24 protein-coding genes are annotated in these 25,710 nt (G+C 64.5%); 3 read left to right on the top strand and 21 right to left on the bottom strand.

All coding sequences use genetic code 11. The features are described from left to right. Positions 1-81 precede the first annotated feature (81 nt). Complete coding sequence (locus tag AB4Y40_RS19760; RefSeq protein ID WP_368689209.1) at positions 82-1,713, bottom strand: methyl-accepting chemotaxis protein; 1,632 nt, start codon at positions 1,711-1,713, stop codon at positions 82-84. A 332-nt stretch (positions 1,714-2,045) separates the two neighbouring features. Between AB4Y40_RS19760 and AB4Y40_RS19755 the strand changes: the two genes are divergently transcribed. After that, complete coding sequence (locus AB4Y40_RS19755; protein ID WP_368689208.1) at positions 2,046-3,269, top strand: YeeE/YedE family protein; 1,224 nt, start codon at positions 2,046-2,048, stop codon at positions 3,267-3,269. A gap of 109 nt (positions 3,270-3,378) precedes the next feature. Here AB4Y40_RS19755 and AB4Y40_RS19750 read toward each other — a convergent pair whose 3' ends face one another. The 7 genes from AB4Y40_RS19750 to AB4Y40_RS19720 form a co-directional block, all read right to left on the bottom strand. Beyond that, positions 3,379-3,966 carry a YSC84-related protein gene (locus AB4Y40_RS19750; protein WP_042268112.1) on the bottom strand — a complete coding sequence of 196 codons (588 nt, stop codon included), beginning with the start codon at positions 3,964-3,966 and terminating at the stop codon, positions 3,379-3,381. Positions 3,967-4,164: 198 nt separating this feature from the next. Beyond that, positions 4,165-5,109, bottom strand: a complete 945-nt coding sequence (locus AB4Y40_RS19745; RefSeq protein ID WP_368689207.1) for a DUF2950 domain-containing protein — start codon at positions 5,107-5,109, stop codon at positions 4,165-4,167. Between the two features lie 26 nt (positions 5,110-5,135). Beyond that, positions 5,136-6,494 (bottom strand): DUF3300 domain-containing protein, encoded by a 1,359-nt coding sequence (locus tag AB4Y40_RS19740; protein ID WP_368689206.1) that lies wholly within the window; start codon positions 6,492-6,494, stop codon positions 5,136-5,138. A gap of 226 nt (positions 6,495-6,720) precedes the next feature. Further along, positions 6,721-8,079: a TAXI family TRAP transporter solute-binding subunit gene (locus AB4Y40_RS19735; protein ID WP_368689205.1), complete on the bottom strand. Its 1,359-nt coding sequence runs from the start codon at positions 8,077-8,079 to the stop codon at positions 6,721-6,723. Positions 8,080-8,206: 127 nt separating this feature from the next. Continuing rightward, positions 8,207-8,641 carry a MarR family winged helix-turn-helix transcriptional regulator gene (locus AB4Y40_RS19730; RefSeq protein WP_158760710.1) on the bottom strand — a complete coding sequence of 145 codons (435 nt, stop codon included), beginning with the start codon at positions 8,639-8,641 and terminating at the stop codon, positions 8,207-8,209. Between the two features lie 62 nt (positions 8,642-8,703). Continuing rightward, positions 8,704-9,888 carry an acetyl-CoA C-acyltransferase gene (locus AB4Y40_RS19725; protein ID WP_368689204.1) on the bottom strand — a complete coding sequence of 395 codons (1,185 nt, stop codon included), beginning with the start codon at positions 9,886-9,888 and terminating at the stop codon, positions 8,704-8,706. 154 nt (positions 9,889-10,042) lie between these two features. Then, entirely contained in the window at positions 10,043-10,579 is a 537-nt protein-coding gene (locus tag AB4Y40_RS19720; RefSeq protein ID WP_368689203.1) for a carboxymuconolactone decarboxylase family protein, read from the bottom strand. Positions 10,580-10,728: 149 nt separating this feature from the next. Between AB4Y40_RS19720 and AB4Y40_RS19715 the strand changes: the two genes are divergently transcribed. Beyond that, entirely contained in the window at positions 10,729-11,664 is a 936-nt protein-coding gene (locus tag AB4Y40_RS19715) for an AraC family transcriptional regulator (RefSeq protein ID WP_368689202.1), read from the top strand. Positions 11,665-11,693: 29 nt separating this feature from the next. On the opposite strand, the gene AB4Y40_RS19710 is transcribed toward AB4Y40_RS19715, so the two are convergent. The 13 genes from AB4Y40_RS19710 to AB4Y40_RS19650 all read right to left on the bottom strand — a co-directional run bounded on the left by AB4Y40_RS19710 (position 11,694) and on the right by AB4Y40_RS19650 (position 25,098). Then, positions 11,694-13,157 carry an efflux transporter outer membrane subunit gene (locus tag AB4Y40_RS19710; protein WP_368689201.1) on the bottom strand — a complete coding sequence of 488 codons (1,464 nt, stop codon included), beginning with the start codon at positions 13,155-13,157 and terminating at the stop codon, positions 11,694-11,696. An 8-nt stretch (positions 13,158-13,165) separates the two neighbouring features. Further along, on the bottom strand, positions 13,166-14,701 hold the full coding sequence (locus AB4Y40_RS19705; protein ID WP_368689339.1) for a DHA2 family efflux MFS transporter permease subunit: 1,536 nt from the start codon (positions 14,699-14,701) through the stop codon (positions 13,166-13,168). A gap of 64 nt (positions 14,702-14,765) precedes the next feature. Further along, entirely contained in the window at positions 14,766-15,851 is a 1,086-nt protein-coding gene (locus AB4Y40_RS19700; protein WP_368689200.1) for an HlyD family secretion protein, read from the bottom strand. A 91-nt stretch (positions 15,852-15,942) separates the two neighbouring features. Continuing rightward, positions 15,943-16,368, bottom strand: coding sequence for a MarR family winged helix-turn-helix transcriptional regulator (locus AB4Y40_RS19695; RefSeq protein WP_368689338.1), 426 nt, complete (start codon positions 16,366-16,368; stop codon positions 15,943-15,945). A 90-nt stretch (positions 16,369-16,458) separates the two neighbouring features. After that, complete coding sequence (locus tag AB4Y40_RS19690) at positions 16,459-17,388, bottom strand: LysR family transcriptional regulator (RefSeq protein WP_368689337.1); 930 nt, start codon at positions 17,386-17,388, stop codon at positions 16,459-16,461. A 78-nt stretch (positions 17,389-17,466) separates the two neighbouring features. After that, on the bottom strand, positions 17,467-19,194 hold the full coding sequence (locus tag AB4Y40_RS19685; protein ID WP_368689199.1) for a ShlB/FhaC/HecB family hemolysin secretion/activation protein: 1,728 nt from the start codon (positions 19,192-19,194) through the stop codon (positions 17,467-17,469). Positions 19,195-20,097: 903 nt separating this feature from the next. After that, complete coding sequence (locus AB4Y40_RS19680) at positions 20,098-20,286, bottom strand: polymorphic toxin type 22 domain-containing protein (RefSeq protein WP_368689198.1); 189 nt, start codon at positions 20,284-20,286, stop codon at positions 20,098-20,100. A 22-nt stretch (positions 20,287-20,308) separates the two neighbouring features. After that, on the bottom strand, positions 20,309-20,851 hold the full coding sequence (locus tag AB4Y40_RS19675; RefSeq protein WP_368689197.1) for a hemagglutinin repeat-containing protein: 543 nt from the start codon (positions 20,849-20,851) through the stop codon (positions 20,309-20,311). Positions 20,852-20,961: 110 nt separating this feature from the next. Beyond that, the gene (locus AB4Y40_RS19670; protein ID WP_368689196.1) at positions 20,962-21,231 is read right to left on the bottom strand and encodes a hypothetical protein; all 270 of its coding nucleotides are present in this window, start codon (positions 21,229-21,231) and stop codon (positions 20,962-20,964) included. After that, positions 21,228-21,695 (bottom strand): hypothetical protein, encoded by a 468-nt coding sequence (locus tag AB4Y40_RS19665; protein WP_368689195.1) that lies wholly within the window; start codon positions 21,693-21,695, stop codon positions 21,228-21,230. The genes AB4Y40_RS19670 and AB4Y40_RS19665 overlap by 4 nt, the downstream gene beginning before the upstream one ends. A 127-nt stretch (positions 21,696-21,822) precedes the next feature. Continuing rightward, positions 21,823-22,221, bottom strand: coding sequence for a hypothetical protein (locus AB4Y40_RS19660; RefSeq protein ID WP_368689194.1), 399 nt, complete (start codon positions 22,219-22,221; stop codon positions 21,823-21,825). Positions 22,222-22,259: 38 nt separating this feature from the next. After that, entirely contained in the window at positions 22,260-24,305 is a 2,046-nt protein-coding gene (locus AB4Y40_RS19655; protein ID WP_368689193.1) for a hemagglutinin repeat-containing protein, read from the bottom strand. A 157-nt stretch (positions 24,306-24,462) separates the two neighbouring features. Further along, entirely contained in the window at positions 24,463-25,098 is a 636-nt protein-coding gene (locus AB4Y40_RS19650) for a polymorphic toxin type 22 domain-containing protein (protein ID WP_368689192.1), read from the bottom strand. A gap of 286 nt (positions 25,099-25,384) precedes the next feature. On the opposite strand from AB4Y40_RS19650, the gene AB4Y40_RS19645 reads away from it, so the two are divergent. Further along, positions 25,385-25,687, top strand: a complete 303-nt coding sequence (locus AB4Y40_RS19645) for a hypothetical protein (protein ID WP_368689191.1) — start codon at positions 25,385-25,387, stop codon at positions 25,685-25,687. Positions 25,688-25,710: the final 23 nt, after the last annotated feature.

The following is a 25,710-nucleotide window of genomic DNA, read 5'->3' as shown; positions in this document are numbered from 1 at the left end:
AATTGCGCGCGGGGTATAACCTCAGGTTAAAACGGCCGGAGGTTGTCCTTGCAACGGCAAGGACAACCCGCAACGGCTGGCTCATGCCAGCGCCGGCGCACTCCCGCGGGCGGCTCGCGCGTCCGCCGCAGCAGCTTGCGCCGGGCGCGCACCGGCCTGCCCCGCGCCGCCCAGATTGAACACCGCCACGGCCTCGCGCAGCAGATCGGCCTGCGATTCGAGCGACTGCGCGGCCGCCGCCGCTTCCTCCACGAGCGCGGCATTGCGCTGCGTGACCTCGTCGATCTGCGCAATCGCGCGGTTCACCTGCTCGATGCCGTCGCTCTGCTCGTGCGTCGCGGTCTCGATCTCGCTCATGATCCCGCTCACGCGCGCCACCGCACTGCGCGCCTCGTCCATGGTGCGGCGCGCGTCTTCCACGAGGCGCGCGCCCGCGCCAACGGTCGCCGCCGAGGCTGCGATCAGCTCCTTGATCTCCTTGGCCGCCGTGCCCGAGCGCTGCGCGAGGCTGCGCACCTCGCTCGCCACGACCGCGAAGCCGCGGCCCTGCTCGCCCGCGCGCGCCGCCTCCACCGCCGCATTGAGCGCGAGGATGTTGGTCTGGAACGCAATGCCCTCGATGATGCCGGTGATCTCCTCCACCTTCTGCGACGATGCCGTAATGTCGCTCATCGTCGCGTTTACGCGGGCCACCACTTCGGCGCCGCGCGTGACCGTTTCGAGCGCGGTCTGCGCGAGCCCGCTCGCTTCCTTCGCGCCGTCCGTGTTCTGACGCACCGCCGCCGAAAGCTCCTCGATGCTCGCCGCCGTTTCTTCGAGCGCCGCGGCCTGCTGCGCCGTGCGGTCCGAGAGATCGACGTTGCCCGACGCAATCTGCTTCGCGCCTTGCGTGATTTCGTGCGTGCTGCCGCGCACGCGCGAAACGGTGCCCACGAGGCCGTCGCGCATGGTCTGCAACGCGCCCAGCAGCTGGCCCATCTCGTTCTTCGAGCGCACCCGCACGTCCACCGTGAGGTCGCCCGCGGCGATGCGCTCGAAATGGCGGATCGCATGGTTCACCGGCTTGACCACGGCGGCGGCGAGCCCCACGCGCGCGAATACGCCGATCGCCACGCCCACCACGCCGATCAGGCCGAACACGATGAGCGACAGGCGAAAGCGCTGCGCGGCCGTGTCGGCGTCCTGCTGCTGGCGCGCGGCTTGCCAGGTCTCGAGCGCGTCGATCGCCTTCGCGTAGGCGGCGTAGTAGCGGTCGGCGGTTTCGCCCTGGATCGTGCGGAAGGTGTTGAAGTCGTTGTCGACGAGCGACTTGTACTCGGGCTCGAGCGCCTGCGAGACGAGCGCCTCGCGCGCGCTGCTCACGGCCTGGGCGAGGCGCGCCTCTTCGGGGTCGTCGAACGGGCCGGCGCTGTAGAGCGCGAACTCCTTGTTCGAATTCACGAGCACCTGGTGCGCCTTGTCGAGCAAACCGTCCGTGGCCTTGCCGACGCTGAAGAGCGTCTCGTAGCCGCCGAGCGCGAGGCGCACCTGGAGCAGGCGTTCCGAACTGGTCTTGAGGGCGTCGAGCGACTGCGCGCCGCGCTGGGCGTCGTGCAGGCTGTCGTTGGTGATCTTGAGCGCGCCATACGACACGCCGATCACCGTCAGCAGAAACGCGACGAAGATACCGATGACGAGCGTTAGCCCACGGCGAATGGTGATGTTTCCCAGCATGAGGTCTCCGTTGCGTTTTTTATCTTCCAGCCAGTGCGAACCCGCGCGGCCCGACGCGCCTTCGCACCTCGTCTCGCGTAACGGCAGACGGCGCGCGGCGCTGCATAGGGGAAATCCATGACGATTGCAGGGCTACGCGAGGGTTGGCGCGGGTTCGTCCCAATGTCTGGGAAAACCGTATCTGGACGGGGTTCGCGGCGATTTTTCATGGCTTGCTAAGGGTCGCCCAAAGCCGGCCTGGCGGCTCGGTCAGACCGAATTGCGATTCGTGCTATCGTTTTGCTTTCGCCGATTGATTTTCCTGGCGACTTTTCCACGCAGCCCTCGCTCCCATGTCCGACCTCTCCACGCCGCTCGCGCGCGCGCCGCGCCGACTCGACTCCATCAATCCCAGGCCGCTGGGCATCGCGCTGTTGCTCGTCGCGCTCGGCGCGGTGTATCTCGCGCAGACCGTCAGCGGGCGTCAGGCGGCGCTCTATGTGGTCGGCGCGCTGCTCGGCATGACGCTCTATCACGCGGCGTTCGGCTTCACCTCGGCGTGGCGCGTATTCATCGCCGACGGGCGCGGCGCCGGCCTGCGCGCGCAGATGGTCATGCTCGCCATCGGCGTGCTGCTGTTCTTCCCCGCGCTCGCGGCAGGAACGCTGTTCGGCCATCCGGTCACGGGCCTCGTGTCGCCCGCAGGCACGTCGGTCATCGTCGGCGCGTTCCTGTTCGGCGTGGGCATGCAGCTCGGCGGCGGCTGTGCCTCGGGCACGCTCTATACCGTGGGTGGCGGCAGCACGCGCATGGTCGTGACGCTCATCGCCTTTATCGTGGGCTCCGTGGTCGCCACGGCGCACATGCCGTTCTGGACGTCGATGCCGCAATTGAAGCCGTTCTCGTTCGTGAACGCGCTCGGCGCCGCGCCCGCCATTGCGCTCAATCTCGTGGTGTTCGCGCTCATCGCCACGCTCACCGTGCTCGTCGAGAAGCGCCGCCACGGCCGCCTCGTCAACGAGCCTCGCGCGCCGCACAGCTCGCCGTGGCTGCATGGCCCGTGGCCGCTGCTTGCCGGCGCCGTCGCGCTCGCGATCCTGAATTTCGCGACGCTCGCGCTCTCAGGCCGCCCCTGGGGCGTGACCTCGGCGTTCGCGCTGTGGGGCGCGAAGGGCTTCGCCTCGCTCGGCATCGACGTGGCGAGCTGGAGGTACTGGATGGCCGGCCCGAACGCCGCCGCGCTCGCCGCCCCGGCAAGCCACGACGTCACCACGGTCATGGACATCGGCATCGTGCTCGGCGCCATGGCCGCGGCCTCGCTCGCGGGCCGCTACGCGCCCGTGTGGCGTATTCCGCTGCGCTCGCTCGTGGCGGCCGTGGTCGGCGGCCTGCTGCTCGGCTATGGCGCGCGCCTCGCTTACGGCTGCAATATCGGCGCGTATTTTAGCGGTATCGTTTCGGGCAGCCTGCACGGCTGGCTGTGGCTCGTGTGCGCGTTCGCGGGCAATGTGCTCGGCACGAAGCTGCGCCCGTGGTTCGGCCTCGAAGTCGAGCGCGTGAAGAATACCGGCTGCTGAGGCCGTAGGCGGCGCCGGCAGTGCGGGCCGCGCAGAAATGACGAAGGGCAAGGCTTGATCGCCTTGCCCTTTTTACATGATCCGGCGCTTTTTACCGGAGCGCGCCTTATCAGATGTTCAGGCGCGTGACCTTGGTGCCCGCCAGCGAGACGTCGGCCATCAGGCCCGCGTTGGTCAGCACGAAGACTTCGACCGGGTGCGTGGCCGTGTTGGTGTCGACGACGCCGTTCGCGCCCACGGTCACGAGCGCGACCGAAGCGTCGGCCCCCGCCGCCCAGCCGTCCGTCGCGCGGAATTTGTCGAGTGCGTCCTGCGTCATGAAGGCGAAGATGAGCGCCTTCGACTGGGCGCCGGCCTGCAGGCCGAACGAGCCCGACACGGTGCTGTAGTAGCCGACCGTGGCGCCGCCCACGCGCAACGCACCCTCGCCATACTGCGCGCCCACGATGAAGCCGGCCTGCAGCACTTCGGGGAACACCAGCACGCCGCGCGACTTCGCGAGGAGTTCGTGCGAGCCTTTCACGGTCGAATACAGCCGCGAGAGGGTGCCGTCCACGGAGGCGTCGATCGACTGCCGCTTGGACATGTTCTGCGACGCCGTGGAATTCGAATTCGTCGTGGTGGTGCAGCCCGCGAGCGTGAGACCGCCCGAGGCAAGGGTCACCGCCGCCGTTAGCATGAAGTTGCGTCGTTGCATTTGGTTATCTCCACACGAATGAGAGTGCGGAGAAAGATTGCGCAAGCCACATGCCCAACCTCTCCGCGTCCGTTGGCCAAAGCCCGCATCTGGCGACAGCCACGTCGCCGTGGCTTGATTGTGCCCGAATTCCGTGTGAGGCGTCCGTTAGCGAACAACGTCAGAAATCACGCCGTCCGACGGACGGCGGATCGCCGCTCAGGGTGTGGTGGCCTGCCAGGACGAGTCGGGATCGAAGGCCTTGATCGCCTCTGCCATATGCGCGCCGTTCGGCCCGAGGTTCTTCTGATAAAGCTGGCCGTCCTGGTTGATGATGAAGCTCATCACACCGGTTTTGCCGTACTGCGCCGGCCAGGCCACGAGCGCAAAGCCCCCGCTCAGATCCCCGTTGTCGAGATAGCTGCGCGCACCGCCGCCGGCGTGTGGCCCCTGCGCCGTGAGAATGCGGAAGTGATAGCCGTGATACCCCTCTCCCGGCGTGATCTTCGCGTTGCCCGGCATGGCTGCTGCGAGCGGTCCGAGCGGACTTTCGGTCTCGCCCGGCTCGACCGGCCAGTACAAACCGTCGTGCGTGCCCGGCGTGCTTACGAGGCGCTGCGCATAGTGTTGCGTGAGCTTGCGATAGTCGTTCTGCGCGTCGACGTAGGCGAGCGAGGTGAGCATGGCAGCACGTTCGTTGCGGCCGATGCGGCGCGTGAGAATTTCGCTCGCGCCTTCACGCGGGTCGAAGTGCCAGCCCTTGCCCGACTGCACGATGGGGATGGGCAGCGTCCAGCCGCTGTCGCCCACCTCGACGTGAGCGCTCGCCTTGCCGGCAACCGGCGTGGCGTCGGGGACGACGCGATGACCCTTCGCCCAGGCGCCAAGGTAGTCGTCGATATCGTCCTGACCGATGTTTTGCGTGGGGATGAACGCGGTGAAATCGTTGCCGAGCACGTGCTTCATGGCGCCCTGGTCGTTGGTCGCGAGTGCGTCGGTGAACGCGTTTGCGGCGGCTTCGGGCGTGGAGAAGACGGCTTGCGCGTAGACGGCGGCGCCGCCGAACTGGGCCGGCAGCAGCGCGGGCGCGCCGAAGAGCGCGAGTGCCGTCCCGAGCGCGAGCGCGTAGTCGTGCGGCAGGCGGCGTGCGGAAATGCGGATCATTTTTCGACTCCTCATGAGATTCAACGTTATCGGCGGCCGATGTGACGTCCGCCGCCACCGCCGCCACCGCCGAACCCGCCACCACCACCGCCATGGAAGCCGCCTCCGCCCCCGCCGCCGTTGAAGCCGCCGCCGCCATGGCTCTGGAACGCCGCGCGGCTTTGCTGGCCGCGTTGTTGTTCGAGGCGCGCATTGGCGCCGTCGCCCGCGCCGCGTAACGCGTTGTCGCGATTCATGCTCTGCGCCCGGTTGTTGAGATCGTTCGTGCGGTTCGCGTTTTGCGCGCGGTTGTTCAACTCGTTGCCACGGTTCGCGTTTTGCGCGCCGTTTTGCGCGCGGTTGTTGAGCGCATTGCCGCCGTCGGCATTCGGCCGGCCGCCCTCCTGGATGCCCTGGAGTCTTTGCTGCGCATTGCCGCTCATGTTCTGGCCAGTGCGGTTCTGCAAGGTCTCCATGGCCTGGGTGCGCGACTGGTCGTAGCCCCGGTACTGGTTGCGCTGGCCGTTCAGGTTCGCGTTGTTGTAGTTCTGGCGGCGCTCGACATTGGCGTTGCGATTCCAGTTCGCCGTGCCGTTGGCCGAGTTGATGCGGTTGTTGACGTTGACGTTGTTGTAGCGATTGACGTTGATGTTCACGTCATGGTTGTTCCAGTTGAAGCCGCCCCACAGCGAGTTGGCGACCGCGATGCCGGCGCCGAACGCGAGCCCGCCGACGAAACCCGACGCAATCGCGTAACCCGGAGGCGGCGGCATATACACGGGCGGATAAGCCGGATACGGCCACGCGCCATACACCACCGTGGGGTTATAGGTCGGCACGTACACCACCTGCGGATTCGCCGGCTCGATCACGATGGTCTGCGTGGTCGAGGTGCTCGAGGCTGGCTGGACCACGACCTTCTGCTGCTCGTTGGACTTGAGGTTGCCCGCCTTCTGCGCCTGCACGCGCAGGCGCTGCACCGAGTCCATCACGTCGTTGGGTTGCGCGAGAAACGCGTTGCCGATCTGCTGGACCCAGTCGGGCTTCGAAGCCATGGTTTCGAGCACCTGCGGGAACGCCACGAGCGACTGCACGCTCGGGTCCCACGGCTGGGAAGCGACGGCCTTCACAGCGTCGTCGCCCTTGAGGTTCGGGTTGGACTTGGCCCACGCGGCGGCGGCGGACACGTCTTGCGGGAACGTGGCGGCCATGAGCACCTGTGCGAGCAATGCGTCTGGATAGAGCGCGATCGGCGCGGTGAGAGAATCGAGCTGCTGGTTCGAGAGATGCGCCGCGTTCTGCGCAAGCGCGGCAGCGGGACCAAGCGGCCCCACGAAGAGCGGCGCGCCCGCGAGCGTGGCGCACACGAGCCAGGCAAGACGCTGGCTTGCACCGGATGTTTTCACGTTATGGTCCTCCCGGTTACGAACAATGGTTCTAATAGGCGCAGGGATCGAACATTCGCAAACCTCGAGCGAGCCTCACTGTCTCGAAGCCGCGACGGCGTGGCTACAAAAAATAAAGGGGCGAGACTCGCAGTGTCAACCGAAGAAGTGTTGCAACACTGCATTAAGCGATGTGCATCAACGAGTCGGAAAACTACGTTGAGCGTAACAATATCGTGAATACGAATTAGACCGCGCTGGAGTGCGATTGCGACTCGCCGGCATTCAAGTGCATACGCACGAAACCCACATGTTCGCGCAACACGTAAAACGCATCGGCGAACGCGAGCGGCATGCGCAGCGTATTGAGCGAGCGCTCGATCTCGTCGAGTTCTTCGATCAGCGCGCGCCGCTGCTCTTCGTTGGTATGCATGCGCGCGTCGCGCTCGATGGCGATGAGCGCGCCGTAATAGCGATAAATGCGCGAACGCACGCGCCAGCGATACAGCGCCGGTATCGTGCGCAACGCGGGAATCACGAGCACGGCCAGAGGCAGCAGCAGCACGAGCAGACGGTCCGTCACGCTCGCGAGCCAGAACGGCAGCGCGCGATAGAGAAAGCTCTTGCCCGACTTGTAGTAGCGCGTGGCGTCCTCGCTCACACGAAAGTCGTGCACCGCCGGGCTCGGAAACTGGCCCTCGCGCTGCAGGAGTCCGGGCGCGCCGTTCACCTCGCCCGCCGCTTCGATGAGCAGATCGGAGAGCGCGGGATGCAGCGTATCGCGCGCGACGAGTTCGACGGTCGGGCCGATCAGATGCACCGTTTCGCGCGGCTGGCGCCGGCGCAGATCGAGCACGCCGGGCGGCAGGTCGACGTTCTCCAGATACGGAAAGAGCCGCGTATAGGCGGCCGCTTCGCCGAAGCTCATGACCGAGATGCCGGGGATGTCGAGCAAACGCAGCATCAGGGCGCGCGTGGTCGAGTCGCCGCTCAGCATCGCGGCCTCGACGCGGCCGGAGACGAGCGCCGTGGCCGCATCCATGCCGTCGAGCGGCAGGAGCGTGGAGTCGCCGCCGGGGTCGATGCCGTTCGCGGAGAGCAGCTTGAGCGCCAGCTCGCGCGTGCCGCTGCCCACGCGGCCAATGGCGATGCGCTTGCCGTCGAGTTCGGAGAGCCGCGTGAGGCCCGAGCCGTAGTAGAAAACGACGATGGGCAAATAGGCCACGCTGCCGAGCGACATCAGCGAGCGCGTGTCCGCGCCGTCGGCGACGCCGCCCTGCACGAACGCGAGGTCCACGTGCTGCTTCGGATCGAGCAGGCGCTGCAGGTTCTGCACCGAGCCGTCCGATTCGAGGATCTTGAGCGTCACGCCGTTGCGCGCGAGGATCGCGCGGTAGGCTTGCGCCATCTGCATGAAGGAGCTGTCGGCGGGGCCCGCGCTGATCGTGATCGTGCGCGGCGGCGCCGGGTCGACGAGCCAGAAGACGAGACCGACGACCACCGCGCAGAACAGGGCCACGGGCAGCGTGGTCAACGCGATATCGCGCCAGGCTGGATGCGCGTGGTCACGCAGGAAATTGGGTGGCGGCGGTCGATATCGTCTCATGAGAACCCGGCGGCAAAGCGTCAGACTCCTGGAATTCTCATGATGCCATTTTCGCGCCAGATCTGATCGCCGGCGTGGCCGCCTGCCCCGGAGAGCTTACGAAACGCGTGTTTGCGCAGGTGTCGTGTCAGCCCGCTGCAGCCTTCGTCAAGGCGAACAGCTCGGTGCGCAGCGCCTTCGCGCGGTCGCGCTTCATGTGCTGCTCGAACTCGGCCTGCGCGTCGAGCCATAACGCATGCGCCTTGTCGTAGCGGCGCAAGCCCGCGGCCGAGAGCCGGTAGACCAGCGTGCGCGTGTCGTGTTCGGCCGCCGCCGTGAGCACGAGGCCGTCGCGCTGCAACGGCTTGAGCGCCCGCACGAGCGTCGTGCGGTCCATCACGAGGTCGTCGGAGAGTTCGGCGGCCGTGGCGTCGGGCCGGCCCGCGAGGCGAGAGAGGATGGTGAACTGCGCGGCCGTCACGTCGGCCTGCGAGAGGTGCCGCTCGTAAAGCTGCGTGACGAAGCGCGCGGCCTGCCGCAGCGCAAAACAGTTGCATTCCTCGCGTGTGATCCGCTTCGTCATCGTGTTCCCCGCCTGTATCCCAGTCCGTATCTCATCCCCACGCGCCTCACGTGGCCCGGCCATCATACTTTCTCGAGCGCGAGCGCGATACCCTGGCCGCCGCCGATGCAAAGCGTCACGACGCCGCGACGCAGCCCGTCGCGCTGCATCGACCATGCGAGGCGCGTGGTGAGAATCGCGCCCGTCGCGCCGATGGGGTGGCCATGGGCGATCGCGCCGCCTTCGACGTTCACGATGTCCTCGGGAATGCCCAGCTGCTTCATGACCGCGAGCGGCACCGCCGCGAATGCCTCGTTGATCTCGAAGCGCTCGACGTCGGCCAGCGACCAGCCGGCGCGCCCCAAGGCGAGTTGCACGGCGGGCACGGGACCGAGGCCGAACAGGCCCGGCTCCACCGCCGCGACGCCCCACGCCACGAGCCTGACCATCGGCGAGAGCCCCTCGGCTTCGGCGAAGCCGCGCTCGGCCACGAGCATGGCGCTCGCCGCGCTGTTCAGGCCGGGCGCGTTGCCCGCCGTGATCGTGCCGTCCGGGCGAAACGCGGGACGCAGTTTCGCGAGCCCTTCGAGCGTCGTGTCGGGGCGCGGCGCTTCGTCGGTATCGATACGCTCCATGCCCTTCTTGCCCTTGATCTCCACCGCGACGATTTCTTCCTTGAAGCGTCCGGCCGATTGTGCGGCAGCGAAGCGTTGCTGCGAACGCGCGGCCCAGTTGTCCTGCTCCGCGCGCGTGAGCGCGGCCCGCGTCACGAGGTCCTCAGTATGCCAGCCCGAATGCTGGCCCGAAAACGCATCGACGAGACCGTCGCGCAGCATGCTGTCGTGAATCTCGGCGTTGCCCATGCGATAGCCCCACCGGCCGCCGTCCAGCAAATACGGCGCGCGGTCCATGTTCTCCATGCCGCCCGCGAGCGCGACGTCGGCAAGACCCAGCATCACCTCTTGCGCGGCGCTCGCAACCGCTTGCGCACCGGAGCCGCACACGCGGTTCACCGTGAGCGCGGGCACCTGAACCGGCACGCCGCCGCCAAGCTCGGCCTGCCGCGCGGGATTCATCTTGTTGCCCGCCTGGATCACGTTGCCGAGCACCACGGAGCCGAGCCGCGCCGGGTCGAGCTTCGCGCGCGCGAGCGTTTCGCGCACCGCCGCCGCGCCTAGCTCCGTGGCCGGCACGCCCTTGAACGCACCGTTGAATCCGCCAATTGCCGTACGCACCGGCTGGCACAAAACGATCTCGCGTGTACTCATGGTCGACTCTCCTTTTCATGTGCACCGTTCCAGCTATATTCTATGTATGCATATGCACACTTTCAAACGTTTTTGTGGAACAAGCGCTCGCGTGCGCTGGCACGATTGATGTCGTGTCCAGCGCACGCGGGGTGGTAAAACCGTTGCCGCTACGTTACGGTGCGGCCGGGAAATCCAGTGTCGTATCGTTGACGCGGTTCACGAGGTTCGTGAACGTAATCGACGTCACGGCGAGCGCGATTTCCACGATCTGGCGCTCGGTATAACCGGCTTCGCGAATCGCGCTCACGTCCGCTTCGGGCAGCGTCCCGTGCGTGGTCACCAGCAGACGAACGAAGTGCACGAGCGCGTCGCGCTTCGCGTCGCCGCTCGCTTCGCCTGCGCGGACCGCCTTCATCGTTTCCGGCGCGAGCCCGGCGAACTTGCCCGCCAGCGTGTGGGCCGCGAGACAGTAGTCACAACCCGCCACTTCGCTCACCGCGAGCTTGATCGCTTCGATGTCGGGCTTCGACAGCGTGCCGGCGGAGATCACGGCCTCCATGTTGAGCAATGCGCCCAGCGCTTCGGGGCTATGCGTGCCGATGGTGACGTAGGCGTTGGGCACCTTGCCCACGGCCTTGCGGATCTTTGCAAAGATCTCAGCGGCGGCGCCGGTGGCGGCTTCAGGCTTGATGGCGGAAAGACGGGACATGTTTTGCTCCTTTAACGTTGCGTGGTCGCGAGCGGGTGTCTGTGTCGCGCTGCCATCGTCGATGGCATGGATGCAGTCTAGTCGCGCACCGTCGCCCTTTTAATGCCAGAATGGCGCGACTTCATGCTCAATCGTCTCACTCGCCCACCATGGATCTGCTGAGCCGCCTTCTCGCGCTGATGCCCGTTGCCGGCCGCCTCGACGTGCGCTGCCATTTCGGCGCGCCCTGGCGCATCGACGATCCCGCTGCGAAGGAGCGCGAGATCCGCTATCACGTGCTGCTTGCGGGGCGCGCCATCGTCGAAGATGCGCACGGCGCGCCCGTCGCGCTCCATGCAGGCGACATCGTGCTGTTTCCCTCGGGCAGCGCGCACGTGCTGCACGACGGCAGCGGCACGGCGCCCGCCGCGGTTGCCAGGCGGATGGAAAACGGCGTGAGCATCGAAACCAATGTGGGCGACGGCGCCATCGCCGACGTCCTGTGCGGCCGCTTCCTGCTGCCCGCCGTGCCGCAGCGGCTGCTGCGCGAGAATCTGCCGGCGCGGCTCGTCGTGCATAGCGCGCGCGACGGCACGCAGGCGCCCGAACGTCTCGTGCGCCTGATCGCGCTGTTGCGGGACGAAGCGTATGAGGCGGCGCCGGGCAGCGAGTCGCTCGTGAACCATCTGTCGGGCGCGCTGTTCGGGCTCACACTGCGCTATGCGAGCGCCGGCGACGCGCCGCCGCGCGGCCTGCTCGCGCTCGCGCAGCGGCCGCGCCTGCAACCCGCGATCGACGCCATGTTCGAAACGCCCGGCAAGTCCTGGACGCTGCCCGAGCTTGCCGAGCTTTGCCACATGTCGCGCGCGACGTTCGCGCGGCATTTCGACGAGGCCATCGGCCGCTCGGCCGCCGACGTGCTCACCGATATCCGCATGACCCTCGCGGGCCGCATGCTCGCGCAGAGCAACGACAGCGTGGCCGAGATCGGCGAATTCGTGGGCTACCAGTCGGACGCCGCGTTCCAGCGCGGCTTCAAGCGCCACGTCGGCATGACGCCCGCGCAGTGGCGCTCGCTGGCTCGCGAGGCGGCATCCGGCGCTTGATCTCGAGGTCATGGCTCCGTCCGTGCTTTTTAGCCGCCGTGCGCCGGCGTTTCCTGCGCAAGCACCACGTCGCCGCTCTGGCTCCATCCGCCGCCCAGCGACCGGTAGAGCGCCACCGCGGCCTGCGCGCGCTCGCGCTGCGCGTCGTTGAGCAGGTCCTGATCGGCGAGCAGGGTTTGCTGCGCGCTCAGCACATCGAGAAAGTCCGCGGCGCCGCCCTTGTAGAGCTGGTTGGCCAGCTTGAGCGATTGCGCCGACGAACCCAGCGCGTCGTTCAACTGCTGGGTCTGGCTCGCCGTGCTCACCAGATCGCTGCGGCTGTCTTCCACTTCGCGCAGAGCCTGCAGCATGGTCTCCTGCAGATTCAATTGCGACTCGCGCATGCGGCTCTCGCTCTGGTCGATGTCGGCCGTGATGCGCCCCGCGTTGAAGATCGGGCTCGTCGCGCCGATCGCCGCGCTAAAGAGGTTATCCGTGAGCGTGGGCATGCCGAGATAGGACGCGGCGAGAATGCCATCCGTGAGATTGAGCGTGAACTTCGGATAACGCTCGGCACGCGCCACGCCCACTTCCGCCGCGCGCTGCTGCACGGTCGCGTAGGCGGCCTGCACGTCGGGGCGGCGCAGCAGCGCTTCGGAAGGCAGCATCTGCGGCACGCTCGCGGGCACGCCGGGAATGGGCGCCGTTTGCGCGAGTGCGAGCTGCGCCACGGACTCCGGCGTGCGCCCCGTGTACACCGCGATCAGGTTCAACTGATGATCGATGCTCGCCTGCGCGCGTGGAATGCGCGCCTGCAGCTCGCTTAGCTGCGTTTGCGCACGCGCCACGTCCAGTTGCGTGGAAAGGCCGTATTTCAGGCGGTCTTGTGTGAGCAGCAAGGTACGCTTGCGAATCTCCAGGTTATCCTGAAGGATCTTCAACTCTGCCTGGGCATAGCGCAGATCGACATACGCCGAGGCCGTGTTCGCCGCGAGCGCGAGACGCACGGCATCGAGCGCATGCTTCTGGCCCACGAGGTTCGCTTGCGCCGCGAGCAGGTCGAGCCGCTCGCCGCCGAACACGTCGGGCGACCAGCTCAGCGCGAGGCCCGCGCCTGCCTGCTTCACATAGCCGAGCGGCGGCGGCGTGTTCTGCCGCGTATAAGCGCCATGCGCGGTGAAATCGAGTTGCGGCAGCAGCGCCGCGTGCTTTTGCGTCGTGATCGATTGCGCCTGCTTCACGCGTTCGGCCGCGGCCTGCAAGTCGAGGTTGCCTTCGAGCACCGTGGCGAGCAACGTATCGAGCGTCGGATCGCCGAATTGCGCCCACCAGGCGCGCGCTTCGATGGCATCCTGCGGCGCGTCGATCCGCCATGCCGCCGGCGCCGTTTCGTGCACCGTGGCGGGCAGGGCGGGATGCTGCGCGGGCTGCACCGCGCACGCGGCGAGCACGGCAGCGGACAGCAGCGAGAGTACGAGACGCATGGGAGTCGATGAGCGTTCAGGGGTTTTCATGGGTCACCTCAATGGGCGTCGGGCGGCGGGCCGCCCAGCGAAATGGGCTTGGAGAACGCCACGCTCGCAATGGCGACCAGGAAGCAAAGCGAGAGCACGAAGAACGTATCGGAGAACGTCATCACGAGCGCTTCGCGCAGCACCAGTGCATGCAGTTGCGCGAGCCCCGCTTCGGCGGCATCGACGGCATTGCCCGCCACGGACGACCAGTACGCGGTGCGGCCCGCCAGCAACAACTGCACCTGTGGCGCGCCGCCGGTCACGCTCTCGTTCAGACGCAGATAGTGGAAGTTGAGCCGGTCGTTGAGCATCGTCGCGCTCACGGCAATGCCGATCGCGCCGCCCAGATTGCGCATGAGGTTGAAGAGCCCGCTTGCCGACTTGAGCCGCGAAGGCGGCAGCGAGCCGAGCGACATCGTGACGATGGGCGGAATGGCGAACTGCTGGCCGATGCCGCGCAGCGCCTGCGGCACGAGGAACTGCTGCCAGCCCCAGTCGTGCGTGAGCGGCACATACAGGTAGCAGCCAAACCCGAAGCAGACCAGTCCGAACAGCATCAGCGCGCGCATGCTGAAATAGCGCGTCGCGTAGGCGTAGACGCCAAGCGCGAGCAACTGGAACACGCCCACCGAAAGCAGCGACAAGCCGATTTGCAGCGAACTGTAGCCGCGCACTTCCGCGAGAAAGAGCGGCGTGAGATAAACGGCCACGAAAATGCCGATGCCCGTGACAAACGAAAGCAGACTGCCAATGCCGAAGTTGCGGACGAGCAACGCGCGCAGATCGACGATGGGGTCCTTCGCCGTGAGCGCGTGAACGATGAAGAGAAAGCCGCAGATCGCCGAGATCCACGTACAGGCAACGATCACGTCGTCGCCGAACCAGTTCTTGCGCGGGCCTTCTTCGAGCACGTATTCGAGGCAGCCGAGAAAGCCGCACATGAGCACGATGCCGAGATAGTCGCCCCGTTTGAGCAGCGAAAGATCGGGCTTGTCGATGTTCACGTACTTCGGCACCAGCGCGGCCACCGCAATGCCCGGCACGAGGTTCAGATAGAACAGCCAATGCCACGACCATTGATCGGTGATCCAGCCGCCGATCACGGGCCCGAGCGTGGGCGCGAGCGAGGCGAGCGCGCCAATCGTCGTCGAGGCGACGAGGCGCTGCTTGCCGGGAAAGAGCACGAAGGCCGTGGTGAACACGGTGGGGATCATCGCCGCGCCGAGCGCGCCTTGCAGGCCGCGAAACACGATCATCGAGTTGATGTCCCAGGCGAGGCCGCACAACATGCTCGTAATGGTGAAGCCCACCGCGGAGGCCACGAAGAGCCAGCGTGTGGAGAACACCTTCGAGAGCCAGCCCGACATGGGAATCACCATGATCTCGGCAATCAGATAAGCCGTTTGCACCCATGACAGCTCGTCCTGGCTCGCGGAAAGACCGCCGCCGATGTCGCGCAGCGACGAAGCGACGATCTGGATGTCGAGCGTGGCCATGAAGAAGCCGATGCACATCAGCGCGAACGCAAAGGCGCGTTGCGCCATCGGTTGAAGATGGGGAGCGAGTGTCGGGTCGACGCTGGTCGCGGCGTTCATCGTCGTCGCCTCTTCAATGCGCTTGCGTGAGATGCACTTTCACGGTCGCCGAAAGACCGGGCCGCAGCGCGGCTTGCAGGTCCGCCGGCGCATTCGCGTCGACACGGATGCGTACCGGCACGCGCTGCACGATCTTCGTGAAGTTGCCCGTGGCGTTCTCGGGCGGCAGCACGCTGAAGGTCGCACCGGTGGCGGGCGCGAGGCTCTCCACGGTGCCGTGCAGCGTGCCGCTGGCCGCGTCGAGCGTCACGTCGGCGCGGTCGCCCGCGTGCATCTTCTTCAACTGGTCTTCCTTGAAGTTCGCGTCCACCCACAGGCCCGTGGCGGGCACCACGGTCAGCAGCGGCGCGCCCACGTTGGCAAGCGTGCCCACCCGCGCCGTGCGATTGCCGATGTAGCCATCCACGGGCGCGGTCAACGTCGTATATTCGACGTTCAGTTGCGCGAGGCGCTGGTTGGCCTCGGCCGTTGCGACACGCGCCTGGGCGTCGTTGATCTGCGCGGCCAGCACGTCGAGCTGGCGTTGCGCCGCCAGCACCGCCGCGCCGCTTTGCGCAACCGACGCCTGGGCCTTCGCGTAGTCGGAATCCGCACGCTCGACCAGCTGGTTCGAGACCGCGTCGTCCTTTACCAGCTCGCGATAGCGCGTCTGGTCCTGACCGCTGCGCGTGAGTTCCGCATTCGACGCGCGCACTTCGGCCTGGTGCTGGTTGATCACCGCTTCCTGCAACGTGCGCCTCGCCTGCAACTCGTCGACCGCGGCGCGCGCGCTCGCAAGCTCCGCGTTGGCCTGGGCGAGCTTCGCGTCGTAGTCGCGCGAGTCCAGACGCAGCAGCACCTGGCCCGCGTGCACGCGCTGGTTGTCCTGCACGGGAATCTCGGCGACGAAGCCGCTAACACGCGGCGCCATCACGGTGACATTGCCGCCGACGTAGGCGTCGTCGGTGGTCTCGACGAAGCGCAGCACCAAGAACCAGTAGCCGGCGGCGGCCGCCAGCACGAGAGCGACCGCGCCGAGCGCGAGACGCATGCGCGAGATGCGCGTACGCTCTCTCGCTTGCGTCGGCTCGACCACGACGGAAGTGGAAGGACTCGACATGACGTTTACCTGTGCATATACACTGCTAAAGATGAAAAAAGCGCCGCGAGGGGAAGAAGCGCGACGCAACCCACAAACCCGACCGAAAACACTAAACTGCCCGAGTGATGCGAAACAACTCGCGCCGCAGCCACGCGGCGCGTCGTGCGCCAAAGCGGCGCTCGAATTCGTCCTGCGCCGCGCGCCAGTGTTCGTGCGCCGCGTCGAGCCGCGTACGGCCCACTTGCGTGAGCGCGAGGCGGCGGCGGCGTCCGCCGCGGTCCGGCGCATCGGCCACGAGCGCACCGCGCAACAGCGGTCGCAAGGCCCGCACGAGCGTGGTACGCTCCATCACCATCGAGCGCCCGAGTTCCGCCATCGTGAGGCTCGACGCGCGGCCCAGCGCGCCGAGAATGCTGAACTGCGTGGGCGTGAGGCCCGCCGCGCTCAGGTGCCGCTCGTACAGCTGCGACAGATGCCGCGCGGCCTGGCGTACGGCAAAGCAATCGTCGAGCTCGGGTGACTGATAGATGTGCATATGCACAGATTAGTCGGCAGTCAGGCCGCGAACAAGGCTTATGCGCCGCATCACATTATGGACGCGGCGACAATAATCGCCGCCAACCTTTCAATCCGCCTTCATTTCGGAGGATGTCTCGTGCGTCACGTCATCGAAAAACGCCGTGGCGTGGTCGATGAACGCGCGCACCTTCGCCGGCAGCAGCGTGCGCGTGGTGTAGGCGAGGCGAATCTCGATCTGCATGTCGATGAGCGGGAAATCGTCGAGCACCGTCACGAGCTTGCCCGCCTCGAGTTCCTCCCCGACAAGCGCGGTGGGGAGAATGCCGATGCCGAAGCCTTGCAGCACCATCGCGCGGTTGAACTCGGGGTTGTTCGAGGCGATTTCGTGATGCAACGGCACGACGACTTCCTCCTCGCCCACGCGAAACGCGATCACGGGCTTGCGCATGGAAGGCGGCATCGGCACGAACACGTGGTTGGCGAGGTCGGCAGGATGCTTCGGCGTGCCATGCGCTTCGAGATACACAGGCGTCGTGACGAGCGCGAGCGGAATGCGCTCGAGCAGGCGCGTGACGGTCGATTCGTTGTTGAGCATGAACGGCAGCACGAGGCCGAGATCGTAGCCGTCCGCGATCAGGTCGACGGGGCGCTCGGTGAGGATCACGTCGAGCGTCACCTTGGGATGCGCGCGTTTGAAGCTGGCGATGAGCGGCACGAGGCGATTGACCGTGGCCGTGGTGTGCGCGACCAGGCGCAGCACGCCGCTCGCTTCACGCGTTTGCACGGTGGCGTCGGCCTCCAGCGCGTCGAGGTCGTCGAGCACGCGGCAGCAGCCTTCGTAGAAGCGCTCAGCCGCCTCGGTGAGCGACACCGCGCGCGTGCTGCGATGAAAGAGCCGGCTGCCGAGGCGCTTTTCGAGGCGCGCGATGGCGCGCGAGACGACGGGCGTGGTGAGGCTGTGCATGTCCGCGGCGCGTGTGAAGCTGCGCGCCTCGACGACGGAGCGGAAGATCCGCAGGCTGTCGATGTAGTCCATGATCGTGAGGGGGATGGTGTTGGCGTAGCTTAACACCGGGCAACGCGGCCCACTCACGCACGACGACGGGGCGATTTGTCAGAACTGTGCGGTGGCCTGCACGCCGACCGTCAGGCGTGAAGTTGGGAAACCGTGAGGCTTGGAAATCGGCGTTCCCATGAAAAGGTCATAGCTCAAGCCTGCGTATTTCATCGGGATCCCGCCGCGAACGCCGATCACCGCGCCCGCGAGCTGCGTACCCGCGAGGAACGCCGTACCCGGCCCGAACACGTGGCCGTAGTCAACGCCTGCGTAGAGCGTCTGCCCCGTCTGGAACACGGACCATTGCAGCTCGTTGCGCCAGTAGAAGCCGCGCTCGGCGGCCAGCATCGTGTTGCCGTCGAAGCCGCGCACGGTGTAGCGGCTGCCGATGGTCAGGTCGTCGATATAGAACAGCGTGTCGTTGGTGAACTGGCCATGCACGGTTCCCGTATAAGCGAAGCGCTGCGAGGCGATGGCGAACGGCACCGAGAGGTTGGCGTCGAGCACCGCCATGTGGAAACGATAGGTGGGACCGTTCGTGTACGGATCCGGTGTCGCGCCAAATCCCCCGATGCCCTGGCGATACGCCAGCGTGCCGTCGAACTGTGCCGCGCCGAAGTAATGACGATCGGTCACCCCGAGTTCGAGGAACGTGTTGTTGCGCGCCTGCGTGGGGATGGTCGTGTCATCGATAAAGCTGTCGCCAAACCGCTTCGAGAGCTGCATATAGCCACCGAGGACATCGTTCTGGCCGCGCGCGATGACACGCGCGAGACGCAGCGCGGCAATCTGCGAATTGCCGCTCGATACGAACGTCTGGTTCACGCCCGCGATGTTCTGGTAGTAGGTGTTCGTGTTGCCCGAGAGCGTGGCCGTCCAGTAGCCCCACGGCACCGAATACGAGCCATTGAAACCGTGCGAACCCAGCGACTTGTTGCCGAACGAGAGATCCTGGTTCGCGCCTAGCGTAAAGATGTCGTTCAGGCCGAGCGGGTTGTCGATACCAAGACTCACGTTGCCCTGCCACTTGCCCGTGGCGTCGGTGCCCGAGTTGTCCACCGAGGCGACGAACGTCCACGGCTTGCTGCGCTTGAGCGTCACGATCACATCGCTTTCGCCGGGTGCGCCGGTGGGCTCGATCTGCATGTCGGCGTCCTGGCTCGCCACGCGCTTCATCTGCTCCAGGCCCTGCTCGAGGTCGCGCAGGTTCAGCAGCTCGCCGCTGCCGGTGGGGAATGCCGTTCTCCATGTGCCCCACATCGACGGATCGGCCAGCCGCACCTGACGCACGACACCAGGCACGAGCGCAAACCTCATGACGCCCGAGGAGAGGTCCTGCTCGGGCATCAGCGCACGCGTGGTGACGTAGCCGCGCGAGAGGATCGTCTGTTGCAGGCCCTTCACGAGCACGTCCATCCCGGCCTTGCCGATGCATTGCCCCTGGTAGTGGCCGAGCCACTCGAGCGCGAAGGCGAACGGGTCCTGCGGCAGCGCGGACGCGCCCTGCTTTCGTACCGCGTCGGACAGCGCGGGCGGCACGTCGAGCGTGAATGCTTCGATACGGAAACAAGGCGTCTCCTGCGGCAGGTCGGGATACGCCTGCGCCTGCGGCACGGCCGAGCGCACGGCGGGTGCCTGGACGGTGGCCTCGCGCTGCTGCGCGTCGAGTCGCTGTTGCTGGATTTGCTCGGTTTCCATGCCGCCCAGGTTTTGTGCCGGCACGTTGGACGCGAGTGTGGCCAGGGCTGTGAGCGGCAGCGCTGATAACCTCTTTTGGATTTTCATGGTGATGATGGGGTGTGGAAAATCATACGTTGCTTTTTTTGGATTCCTGAATTATTGAGATAGCGACTGGAGTGTGGTGGCTGGTTACTACGATTTATGGAAATTCATTAGTCTCTGGTGACTACAGGCAACACCTCGGCCGCGGTCTGGGGTGGTGTTTCAACCGAAGAGCATGCTTTTCAGCACCACGTAATAGTTGAACCCCATCATCGTTGTAAAGACGATCAGGCACGCAATTCGAATGCGACGCGATCGATTAGGATACGAGAACGGGAAGCAGGCATCACGTCACCATTTCATCCGGCTTTGTCTGTGGTCAACGGAATATCCCCGCTGACGGTTCCAATATTGACGGTTTCGCCGAGTATCGACCCAGCGCCGACGCCTAGCGCAGTGGCAGCTCCGTTGTAGGCGAATAATCGAAGCGCGGGCCGCGTGGGTGGCAGCTCATACAATCCGCCAACCACCACCAACTCAACACAGGAGTTGATCATGGCTAATGGCAGTCTTAATGTATGCGCCGCTCATCCCCGGGCGGCGCGTCACTATCTAGCAGTGGTGGCGATACCGGCGCGCGAACGCGCACCGAGTCGCCGCTTTATCCGTGGCGCACGTTATCGGGGCGATGACTTGAGCTTGCGGGCTTCGAGGCCGGGCAGCAAGCGAGGATTGAAGTGCACCACGGCAGGCTCGTCATCATGCACGAGTAAGCAGCACTGCAAACAACAACCCCGGCCAGCACCGGGGTTGTTGTTTCAGCTAAAGAAGACCTTCTTGATCAGCAAACCACCAATAAACGCGCATGCAAGAGCGACCCAAATCCAGTATCTAATTTTCTGCTCACGCGTCATTTTCTCCCATTGTTCGGGAGTCGGACCTCCACCCACAGCCATACAAGTCTCCTTACTTCGGTTGCCCGGTAATCTGCGTGGTGTGTCCCCACGGCACCACGCCAAACGTAACAGGACCGAACTGACCAATGCCTACTGCAATAGGCGTTGCGCCGCCATACGAATGCGTTATCGCAGCAACAACGTTGCGGCCAAACGGTGTAGGCACAGAAATAAATGCCTGATTTGCATCGCCAGTCAAGAAGTCGCTGGTCGACTTTGCATCATGTGCACCAAATATATAACCAATCGTTCCACGGTGCAGCGCTGTTCGTCACGTCCTGAACGCTCGCGATGTTCAGATTGCCGCCCACGTCCGCGATCACCTTGCCACCGTTGACCTGAGAGCCGGTGATGTTCGTGTCGCTGCCCGAGATCACCGTCACGCTGTTCGCGCCGTTCACGTGCGAGGCGTTCCGGATCGCCGCGTCGCTGTTCGCATCTCCATGCGCGTTCGCCATCGCGGCCGACACACCAAAGCCGCCGCCCAGCGTGTACTGCACGCCAATGCTCGCGCTACTGGAACTGTTCGAGCTGCGCGTCGAATCGGTGTTCGTGGTGTTGACCACGTTCACCTGGTTCTTCGCGGCCAGCAGCACGTCGTTCGCGCTCACGTTCGATCCGGCAATCGTGACGTTGCCGCTGCCGGGTGTACCGTCGCCCGTTGCGACGAACGCCGCCGTAGCGCCCGCCGCCACGTTCGAGCCGCGCTGGATCGTCTGGTCCTCCGAAAACCGGCTTTCACTCTTGCTGGAGCCGACGCTCAAATGAGGAACCCGGTCAGCGCGTGAGAATCATCGTCAAGCACAGCAGGCTTGTCACCACGACAGATTGAACAGTACTGCAAACAATAAACCCGGCCAACGCCGGTTTGTTATCAGGACTTGTTCTGCCCGTCGTCTTTCACTTCGTAGCTCTTGCGCGCCTTTTTGTAGCTGTTGTCGAACGGTTTTATGTGCAGAAATTTAGCGCGACTCGTCATTCCCCCAACAAGTGCAATTGCGAATCCGATAAGCAGGAGCATGCGAGCCCAGACAAAGGGAAGATCGAACTCAATTGCAGTGGCAGCGAACCCAATGCCGAGGAGAATAAGAAGAAGACGCAGCCACGAACTAAGGTTTCCGTCCTCGATGAATCGAATCTTCATTGCTTTTTCCCTGTGGTGTTTGCGCCCACCGCTTTATTCGTACGGTCTTGAATCGAGGCTACGGCGCTACTGGAGTTCACCTGGTTTGTTAGCTCATTAATAGCCGGCGTGAGCCCAGGAAATTTGCTTGATGCGTAGTTACTCAACATTGCCGTGAAGCCGTTGAACACATATTGCGCCGAATTCGGCTGCGCGATCTGTTGGATAAAATCTGCTGCGATGCCCGTCACCGTGCTGCCAAAGGCGATGGTATCTAGGGCCGGGGCATACGGCGTCGGAAGACTGGCTCCCGCAGCGGCAGCCTGGATCACCAGCGGATTTCCGTTTGCGTTCGTCAAGCCCGTATCGATCCACTTCGCGCCCGGATCGGTTGGGGTGCGCCCGTTCAGTTCCTCGGCGGTTCCCGGCAGCACCGAGCTACCATCCGCGGACGACAGGCCCATGAGCCGCAACTGGTCTTCCACCTGCGCCTGCGTGTACTGGCCGTTGCTTTTATCGGCAATATTTTTCGCCAGTTTTCGCTCGTCCGGGTGAAGCTGCCGGTTGTACAGGTCTAGCGCCCCCGCCGAAACGCCCCGTTCAGCGGCAGTTTTAAAACGGCCCGATATCGTCGAGTACTTCGGCTCGGGTTAGGCGACCGATGCGCAACAGAACATCAACTTCGTCACCTTCGCTTACTCTTTCGTATTTCCAATCTGGTGGCCCAATCACAAACAAGTGGCCCTCCACGTCCACCTCCAGCATATTTCTAGCCGGCACCTTGACCAAAAGCCGACCTTGCTGCTCGGTGTGTTCCGGCTCGACGAATTTTCGTGTTACCCGGCCCTTCTTTGTTGCCGGACTCACGACACTGAAGTTGAGTAAACCAAGTGAGATTTTGAAAACGATGAAAATTAGCAATAGCCCTATAGCGAAAAATAGGCACCCGACACCGGCGCTTAGACCGCCTTGATTGACCAGTTCGAACGGAAAAACTAGCAAGCGACTCATTAGAGCGATCTCATTTTGAGGAATTCGGATTGTTCAAGCTATTCTGGACCTTCGTTTGCGCTGGCCCTGAGAGAATTTGGACAACGTGGTTTGCAATATTGCCCGTGAGACCGGGGAGCCAAATTTGCGCTGCCGTGCCAACGCCATACGCGGTTGCCGAAGTCGCTGCGGAAGCGGACGGGTCGCTCGATGGATTGACCATTCCCCCCCCCAGCGAACGCTCCCGTCGCGCTTACAAGTCCATTGTAGGTGCCGACCGCGATCTTCGCTCCGATACCACTTCCAAGTGTATCCAGAGGAAGTCCAAGTGGTGTCAAGGCGGCGGCCGCACCTCCAACTACCAGAGACTTCCCAGCGTTCGGGGCGTCGCTGCTCGTGTGGGTAAGGTAACCGATCGCGTCACCGGAGAAATCGTAGGCGGTATTGAGAGCCCACGCTCCTGCGAGCAATGGCGAAACAGTACCGACTGCGACCATTGCGAGAGCGCCTCCTGCTGCAACACCAACTTGCGGGTGAGCGTCGTGTCCTGGAAGGGCCTGTTGTTCCGGCGAGAGCGAATGGTCCGCGTTGCCATAGAGGAACGGACTGTTGTACTCAGTTGGCGCCGCACGGAACATGCTTCCACCTTTCTGGCTGATGAACGCCGTCGCGTACTGGTTTCCGTCCGGCGCCGGTCCTGCGCTTGCTGCCGCATCAACCGACCGGTAGCCGCTTGCCAACAACATCTGCTGCGCCTGGTCAGCCGTGATCGTCTGTCCGGTCTGATCTTTGTAGAACTGCGCGAATTTGCTTGCGTTGTCCTTCGCCCACTGCCGCTCATCCGGATGCAGCTGCCGGTTGTACAGGTCCGCATTGGCCGCCGTGGTCGCGCCCACACCCCCACCAACCAGCGCGCCACCAATACCCGCCGCCACGTTCGACGCCAGACTGCCCAGCAGCGTTGAGCCAGTACTGTCCGCGATTCCCTTCGACAGACTGTCCAGTTGATTCGCCAGCGCTGCCGACAGCCCTGCTCCGGCCGCCCCCTGCAGCGCCGTCCCGACACTGCCGCCACCCAGCCCGCCCAGCAGCGCTCCGCCCGAGATATGCAGCGCTACACGGTTACTCCCACCCTCAGCCCACGAATCCGCGACCGCCTGGTACTGAGCGGCCAGTTCCAGATTACCCGCCTTTGTCGCCGCATCCGCCTGATCCTGGGCCTCCCTGTACTTGCCCTGCGCATACGTGCCAATCCCCTGCGCAATCACCTGACCCGCCGCTCGCGCCGCCTGCATCGTGTCGGCCTGCTGGTTCAGGATCTCGTTCACGTCCGGTGTTTTCGACACCATGCCGTTCGTGCCGGTCGTGTCGCGGCTCAGGCTCGCCACGTCCTGTGTCTGGTTCGTCGCGTCGGTAATCGTGATCGTACCCGCGCCAATGGCGCTCCTCGTCGTCGCGCTTTCGTCGCCCGCCTGCGATGCAAACGTCGGGATCGCCCCGCCCGGCGTCGAGCCGGGGCCGATCGCCTTGCCCGTCGAATCTAGCCCGCCGCCCACACTGATGCCACTGCTGTTGGCGCTGTAGTGCGACTGGTTCGCGATATCGCTATACGTCAGCGTCCCGGTCGTCAGGCTGTTTTGTGCTGCGTCGGCCGCACTCGTTATCACGCCGCCCTTCAGGTCCGTGTTCCCCCTCACGTTGATATCGAAGCCACCACTACCCGCATTGATCCCCGCCTGCTCGTTCACGCCCGCATAGTTCGAATCCGCATGGCCGTTCTGCGCGCTGAAGCTCGCACTGCCACCGCCCTGGCTGATCGTGAAGCCACCGCCCGCGCTGCTCTGATGCCCGGCGCTGTTCGTCACGTCCTGCACGCTTGCAATGTTCAGGTTGCCGCCCACGTCCGCGATCACCTTGCCACCGTTGACCTGAGAGCCGGTGATGTTCGTGTCGCCGCCCGAGATCACCGTCACGCTGTTCGCGCCTTTCACGTGTGAAGCATTCTGGATCGCCGCGTCGCTGTTCGCATCTCCGTGCGCTCGAGGGTCGAAGTGCACCACTGCAGGCTCGTCATCACGCACGAACAGCGCTACTACAAACAGCAACCCCGGCCACAGCCGAGGTTGCTGTTTCAGCTAAAGAAGAGTTTCTTTACTGCTAGGCCACCAATAATCACGAACATGATTACAACGCAGGTCCAATATATGGCCTTCTGCCCTGGAGTGAATTTCTCATACTCTTCTTGCGTCGGTCCTCGAACCATTATTGCCTCACTTCGTTGGCTGGATAACCGGTACCCCTCCATGGGGTGACACCATAGTTCAGCCCGCCCGGAGTGCCTATGCCAAGCTCAAGCGCAGTTGAGCCACCATAGGCATGTGTAATTGCACCGACCATATTAGCTCCGAATGGAGTTGGAATAGAAATGTAGGCTTGGTTACCGTCACCATTTAAAAAGGCATTGACCGATTTGGCATCGTTCGCCCCCCAAATCCACCCGACGGTTGCGGTCAAACCGGGATTCCACGATGCGCCGGGAAACGGCTGTGAAACGCCACCTGAAAGATAAGTTGTCCCATCATACAGATTCCTTGCTACTCCCGCAGTACCCGACAGGACAGATGCGCCGCCACTCGCATAATCACCCGCCAAACCTCGCCCTGCCGTACCAAATCCCGCCGAATAGTCTCCCGTATTAAATCCTGCCGAGAACGGTCCATGCGGATCAACTTTTAGCGTCGCTGCCTGGGTACTTGACGTGCCCCAACTGTACGGCGAGCTTGCGCCGCCCGTGCCTTCCGTAATCAGGTCTTGCGCTACCTTCGATGGCGTCGCCAGCATGGACGGGTCTTGGTCTTGCACCAGATAACTCCCGGCGCTGTCCGTCACCAGCTTCATGCCCGTCGTGTCGTAGACCGCACTCTTTGTGCGTGTCTGCGTTCAACGGAACCACAACGGCGGTCGACGCATATTCCCCATACTGGCTGTCATCCGCTGGGCCGCACGCTCGATGAGTTGCCGCCGCAGACGCGACGGCTGCTGAAGCTGTACGAACAGATGGATTCGTTATCCGACGAGGACCAGCAGGCGCTCATCGTCCTGATGGACAGCCTGGTCAAGCGTTCGCAGATGGCCAGGCTCATGACGAGCTGAAGGAGAGAACCGTAAACGAAGCGCGGGCCGCATGGGCGGCAACTCATACGGCCCGCTGACCACCACCAGTTCAACGGAGGAACTGATCATGGCTAACGCCAATCTTAAACCACGTCCGTCTCGCACCCCGCGTGACGCAAGCACCTGCGTCACGCTGCGTGATTCGCCTGACTACGGCTCAGCGCAGCAAGCCCTGCCGCCCGCGCCGTTCATCCCCTGGATGCAGATCGCGGACGTATGGCTGAAACACGCCGGTTTCACGCCCGGCCAGCGCATGCGCATCGCTTTCGATTACCGCAACAACTGCCTCACCATCTCGCCCGAGCGCTTCTGATGGCCACAAACAACAAACCCCGA

Source organism: Paraburkholderia sp. EG287B (genome assembly GCF_040965595.1).
Lineage (GTDB): Bacteria > Pseudomonadota > Gammaproteobacteria > Burkholderiales > Burkholderiaceae > Paraburkholderia.
Note: the sequence above shows the minus strand (reverse complement) of the source record. Positions and strands in the feature narration are given on the sequence as shown.